Origin of the sequence: Roseovarius sp. MBR-78 (assembly GCF_040547535.1) — a bacterium.
Taxonomy (GTDB): Bacteria; Pseudomonadota; Alphaproteobacteria; order Rhodobacterales; family Rhodobacteraceae; genus Roseovarius.
In genome coordinates, this window is sequence record NZ_JBEPPX010000057.1 from 1 (window position 1) to 5,328 (window position 5,328).

Annotated in this window: 5 protein-coding genes and 3 pseudogenes; 3 read left to right on the forward strand and 5 right to left on the reverse strand. The window is 61.1% G+C overall.

The window, feature by feature from the left end:
- Positions 1 to 54 precede the first annotated feature (54 nt).
- The 3 genes and pseudogenes from ABIE58_RS19845 to ABIE58_RS19855 all read left to right on the forward strand — a co-directional run.
- Positions 55 to 1,262, forward strand: a pseudogene (locus ABIE58_RS19845) (IS3 family transposase).
- The gene (locus tag ABIE58_RS19850; RefSeq protein WP_354546357.1) at positions 1,210 to 1,332 is read left to right on the forward strand and encodes a hypothetical protein; all 123 of its coding nucleotides are present in this window, start codon (positions 1,210 to 1,212) and stop codon (positions 1,330 to 1,332) included. Before ABIE58_RS19845 ends, ABIE58_RS19850 begins: the two are co-directional and overlap by 53 nt.
- Positions 1,326 to 1,835, forward strand: a pseudogene (locus tag ABIE58_RS19855) (4-phosphopantoate--beta-alanine ligase); the annotation flags it as partial. The gene ABIE58_RS19850 and the pseudogene ABIE58_RS19855, both read left to right, overlap by 7 nt.
- Here the strand turns inward: ABIE58_RS19855 and ABIE58_RS19860 are convergent.
- From ABIE58_RS19860 to ABIE58_RS19880, 5 genes and pseudogenes are all read right to left on the reverse strand, one after another.
- Positions 1,833 to 2,100 (reverse strand): annotated as a pseudogene (locus ABIE58_RS19860) (CoA-transferase); the annotation flags it as partial. The pseudogenes ABIE58_RS19855 and ABIE58_RS19860 overlap by 3 nt on opposite strands.
- Entirely contained in the window at positions 2,084 to 2,713 is a 630-nt protein-coding gene (locus ABIE58_RS19865) for a biotin transporter BioY (protein WP_354546353.1), read from the reverse strand. The gene ABIE58_RS19865 and the pseudogene ABIE58_RS19860, both read right to left, overlap by 17 nt.
- A 10-nt stretch (positions 2,714 to 2,723) precedes the next feature.
- Complete coding sequence (locus ABIE58_RS19870; protein ID WP_354546354.1) at positions 2,724 to 3,515, reverse strand: crotonase/enoyl-CoA hydratase family protein; 792 nt, start codon at positions 3,513 to 3,515, stop codon at positions 2,724 to 2,726.
- Entirely contained in the window at positions 3,512 to 4,393 is an 882-nt protein-coding gene (locus ABIE58_RS19875; RefSeq protein WP_354546355.1) for a hydroxymethylglutaryl-CoA lyase, read from the reverse strand. Before ABIE58_RS19875 ends, ABIE58_RS19870 begins: the two co-directional genes overlap by 4 nt.
- Entirely contained in the window at positions 4,390 to 5,244 is an 855-nt protein-coding gene (locus tag ABIE58_RS19880; protein ID WP_354546356.1) for a biotin/lipoyl-containing protein, read from the reverse strand. The genes ABIE58_RS19875 and ABIE58_RS19880 overlap by 4 nt, the downstream gene beginning before the upstream one ends.
- Positions 5,245 to 5,328 lie beyond the last annotated feature (84 nt).

The following is a 5,328-nucleotide window of genomic DNA, read 5'->3' on the forward strand; positions in this document are numbered from 1 at the left end:
AAAGAAACCCATCTGCGCCATCGTTGCACCCCATCCCGTTTTATCGCTCCGATCATACCGAAACGCCGGTGTCAGCGCAATTTTTCGAGGTGCCCTGTCGGGGTTTTGCAGGAGTATGCGGCCGGGGCGAAGGTCTCGGAGTTGTGCCGCAAGCACGGCATGTCGGACGGCACCCTCTATAAGTGTAAGGCCAAATATGGCGGGCTTCAGGTTTCAGAACTGCGCCGTCTGAAAGACCTTGAGGCCGAGAACGCCGAACTGAAGCGTCTTCTGGCGGATGCCATGCTCGACAACGCGGGTCTGAAAGGGCTGCTGGCAAAAAACTTCTGACGGTTCGGCATGAGGCCGCCATCGGTCCGAGGCCCATGCCGGACCGCGCCGCCGCGATGCCGTGAGGAAGCTGATGGACGAGCACCAGTTCACCGAGCGGCGAGCGTGCAGGCTGGTTGGGATTTCGCGGTCGAGCTTGACCTATCAAGCCCGGCCAGACCGCCACGCGCGGTTGAGGGAACGCCTGATCACCTTGTCAGGCAAGCATCGGAGGTATGGCTATCGCATGCTGCATGCCAAGCTTTTCCGCGAGGGTTTCAAGGTGAACGTCAAGGTCGTTGAGCGCATCTATCGCGAAGAGCGGCTGTGGCTGCGCCGCACCAAACGCAAGAAGATCCCGCGTGAGGGCCGTGAGGGCGCCTGGTGCCCGATTGCGCCCAACCAGCGCTGGTCGCTCGACTTCACCAGCGACGCGCTGGCCAATGGTCGCAAGTTCCGCACCGCCAATCTAAAGGATGACTGCACCCGGGAGTGCCCGGCCATCGAGGTGGATTTTTCGCTGCCAGGCGAGCGGGTCGTGGAGATGCTGGAACGGGCCGCCCGTGAACGAGGATACCCCGATATCCTGGTCGTGGATAATGGCCCGGAACTGCGCGGGCGGGCGCTTGATCGATGGGCCGATGATCACGGCGTGCAGCTCTATTTTATCGACCCCGGGAAGCCGACGCAGAACGCCTACATTGAGAGCTTCAACGGCCGATATCGCGAGGAATGCCTGAACCAGCACTGGTTCACCAGCATCTTTGAGGCCCGCGAAATCATCGAGGAATGGAGGATCGACTACAACACGGAGCGCCCGCACGAGCCACCTGAAATATCAAACACCGGAGGAGTTCGCAGCCGCGCGCCCCTTCGACAAGACGCAATGGGCGCAGCCGCTTGAGCGACCTGATGGCTCCGCGCCTGCGCCCATTGCTCACGCCGCCGAATGATGGCACACAAAAAGAGAACAGACTCGATTTACGAGTGGCCCTGAAAAAGGGGGCAGGTCAGAAGGGTTGACCGATGTTATGGAGGGCGCACACCGCCCTGGCCATTTCGACGGGGTTTCAACAGTTGTGGCCAAGCTGTTCCTGCAAAGCGCGGCGACTGACGCTTTTTTCGGTGAAAAGGATTTCCAGCAATTGCAGGTGGTGCGCCGCATGGCCGGAGATCTTAACATTCCGATCACTGTGCTCGGCTGTCCCACGATCCGCGAAATGGATGGGTTGGCAATGTCCTCGCGCAATCTGCTTTTATCAGACCGTGCGCGCGTCTGCGCGCCGCGCCTGTACGAGGAAATGGAGAAGATCGCCGAACGCATCGCCGCCGGGCAGGCCTTCGAGGATTTGCAAAGTGCCGCGATTAAACGGTTGGAAAATACAGGGTTCACTAAAATGGATTACCTTGAAATCCGCGCCAATGACGATCTTAGCCTGCTCAGCACCCCGTCTCGTCCCGCTCGCCTATTTGCCGCAGGTTGGCTGGTCGGTGTTCGGTTGATCGACAATATCGCGGTTTGGTAGGTATTGGCGCATGAGTTCCGCATTCTCACCAACATAAGAACTGATCATTTTCTTGACCTGTCGAGTTTCGAGCAGAACGCCTGAGCCGAATCCTTCGACACCCGCGTTGTTGCCGGTCACGGTCAGATCGTCGGTTCCAGCGTGACGAATGGCGACGACCAGAAGCTTCGGGATCCCGCAGAGACCGTAACCGCCTGCGGATCAGCAAGCTGTCAAACAGAGCGTCGTCCAGCGCCTCCGCGGCGCTGTCACGGACTTTCTTCATCGCCAAGTCCTCGTTCATGGCTCAGATTCTCACAAATCCGCCAAGCCAACGTCAACACAGAGGTTGCCAGACATAGTTTCAGAGCGTCACCTAGGACGAACGGCATCAATCCCCATTGCAAGATAGGCTGGTCCCAGCCGTAAAGCACGCCGAGCCAAAGAACTCCGGGCAAGTAGATTGCGATGTTTCCAACCAATAGAGCCAAAGCCATGCGAGGCATGGATCGATCCCACCCGGCACGCGCTGCAAAGCCGAGAACAAGCACTGCGAGACCGTAACCGACAAGGTATCCGCCTGTCGGACCCATCATGTAGGCCAATCCGTTTTCGGCTATTGACGTTCCGGCAAAGACATCCAAACCAAGCGCCCCGCAGAAAAGATAAGCCGCGATGGTGATGATCCCGAGCCGCGGCCCGTAGACAGCCCCGATCATCAGCACGGCAAGGGTGCCCAGGGTCATCGGAACCGGCCACATCGGTACGACCACCTTGGCACTGAGTGCAAGAAGCAGAACCCCGGCCAGAACTAGTCCCAGTTGGTGCAAGCCTGCCATGGTGCTCGGGCCGGAAGGAATTATCTCAGCCAGAACAGCTTGTTTGCGGTGTGTCAGCATGACGATCTTCTCATATTTTCTGCCGCCACGATGGCGTTTCCTTATTGAAAAAAGCCGTGATCCCTTCCTGCGTTTCCGCAGTCTCCCAACGGTCGGCCAAGGCATTGGCGGTCAAGTCGGCGGCCTTCATCGGGTCTGTTCCGGCAAGGTCGCGGCACAGCGTCTTGGCGGCGGACACCGCACCGGGGGCGCAGTTCAGCGCGGCGGCCACCTCTTCCTCCACTGCCTCGCTTATGCCATCGGCAGAGCAGGCGCGGGCCACCAGACCTGCCCGGATCAGAAAAGCGGGATCAAAGGGACGTGCGGTGAAAAAGACCTGACGCGCGAATGCCTCGCCCATACGGCGAACGACGAACGGCCCGATGGTGGCCGGGATCAGCCCGAGGCGGGTTTCGGTCAAGGCGAAACGGGTGTTTTCCTCGGCGATGACGATATCGCAGACCGCAATCAGTCCGATCCCGCCGCCATAGGCCGCGCCATGCACCTGTCCGATCACCGGCTTGGGCAGGGCGTTCCAGAGCCCCAGCATCCTGGCCAGAGCCCCTGCCTCCTGCATCTTGCCGACTCGGTCTTGTTCGATCTGCGCGCGCATCCAACCCAGATCGCCTCCGGCACAGAAACTCGGCCCCTCACCGGTTAGGATCACCACCCGCACGTTGCTGTCCTCGGCCAGCGTCCGGGCGGCCTCGGTCAGTTCGGCGATCATCGCGGCATTCATGGCGTTGTGTTTTTCAGGCCGCGCCAGCGTTACCGTCGCAACACCACGCGCATCATGGGAAACGCGGATGGTTTCATGTGTCATCTTGCAGGCTCCTTCGTTTCGGCGGATCGTCTGGCAAAGCCGGTCACCAGGCGTTCGGCCTCGGCCAGACGGTCGCGGTCAATGCAGGTGCGAAAGCCGCGCTCTTCCAGCATGGCGACCAGCGCGCTTGTCGACAGGTTGCCTTTGGCGCCGGGCGCATAAGGGCAGCCGCCGAGGCCGCCGACCGCGCTATCGAATGTGCGCAACCCGAACTCCAGCGCCACCTCGACATTGCGCAGCGCCTGCCCCCCGGTGTCGTGGAAATGCCCGGCAAGCCGTTCGGGTGGGACGAGGTCGACCACCGCTTCGAGCATGGCAAAGGTCGCCTCGGGCGTCGCGCGGCCAATCGTGTCCGCCACGGAAATCTCGTAGCATCCCATGTCGTCCAGAACCGCGGCCACATCGCGGACATCAATCGGGTCCACGGCACCGGAATAGGGGCATTCCACCGCGCAGGAAACATACCCCCGAACCGGCATTCCGACCGCCCGCGCGGCCTCCATCAGGGGGGCGAAGCGCGCCAGGCTTTCGGCGACGGAGCAATTGATATTCTTCTGGCTAAACGCCTCGGAAGCCGAGGCAAAGACCGCAACCTCATCCGCCCCCACCGCAAGAGCCCGGTCAAAGCCTTTCAGGTTCGGGGTCAGTACCGCGTATTTAACCCCGTCGACGCGGGTGATCCCCGCCATGACCTCGGTCGCATCGGCCAGTTGCGGCACCCATTTCGGCGAGACAAAGCTGGTCGCCTCGATCCGGTCAAATCCAGCCGAGGACAACAGATCGATCAAGGCGATCTTGTCTTGCGCTTCGATCAGCGCCTTTTCATTCTGCAACCCGTCGCGGGGCCCAACCTCGAATATCCTGACATCGCGCGTCATGCCGCCTCCGCCTCAAGGTTGATCAGGATCGCGCCGCCTTCGACAGCATCGCCGACGGCGCAGAACACCTCGGACACCGTGCCATCGCGCGGAGCAACAAGGGAGGTTTCCATCTTCATGGCTTCCATCACACCCAGCCGCGCGCCCTCTTTCACCTGATCGCCCAGGGCCACGCCGAGCGCGACGATGATGCCGGTCATGGGTGCCACCACGCTGTCGCTGGCATCGACCAGTGCGGCGCTGCCCAACCGGGGATCCGGGAGGAAGAGATCGCGCGCAGAGCCACCGGTCAGGACAGATACCACCAGCCCGGCGTCCCGGTGGACAAGATGCACCGTAGCTTCGAGATGCGCATTCGTTGGCCCGGTTCGGGCGGTCATCCGGGGGCCGTCGAGGACAAGGTCGGTCAGAGTGATGGTTAGTGCTCCGTCGCGAAAAACACTGGCTGAACCGTCCGGGTTCAACACCACCCGACAGGGCAGCGGCGTGCCGTTCTGTATAAAAGTCAGATCATGCGCGGCCCCACCCCAAAGCCGCCAACCCAAATGCCGCTTTTGCGGATGAATCCTCAGCGCAGCAAAGGCGGCAAAGGCCAGATGGGCGTCTCCGAGGTCTTTCTCGACGATCAGGTCGTCAAGATCGCGCGCGATCAGCCCGGTATCGAACTGCCCGGAGGCAAAGCCCGCGTGATCTGTCAGCGCCGCGAGGAAATCGACATTGGTCGCGGTACCGACCACATGGGTGTCGCGCAGCGCCTTGAGCAGGGACAGACGGGCGGTGTCACGATCGGGGCCATGGGTGATCACCTTGGCAATCATCGGATCGTAGAACGGGCTGATCGGTGTTGTCACGTTAACTCGCGCAGTCAGCAAGTTGTGTTGCCGATGGTACATCAAGCGGCACTCGCTGCGGATTTCCACGCTTCGAATGCTTCG

Bases quoted from the DNA above. Each gene is read 5' to 3' on its own strand.
- ABIE58_RS19865 (WP_354546353.1), bottom strand. From the start codon at position 2,713: ATGCTGACACACCGCAAACAAGCTGTTCTGGCTGAGATAATTCCTTCC.
- ABIE58_RS19870 (WP_354546354.1), bottom strand. From the start codon at position 3,515: ATGACACATGAAACCATCCGCGTTTCCCATGATGCGCGTGGTGTTGCG.
- ABIE58_RS19875 (WP_354546355.1), bottom strand. From the start codon at position 4,393: ATGACGCGCGATGTCAGGATATTCGAGGTTGGGCCCCGCGACGGGTTG.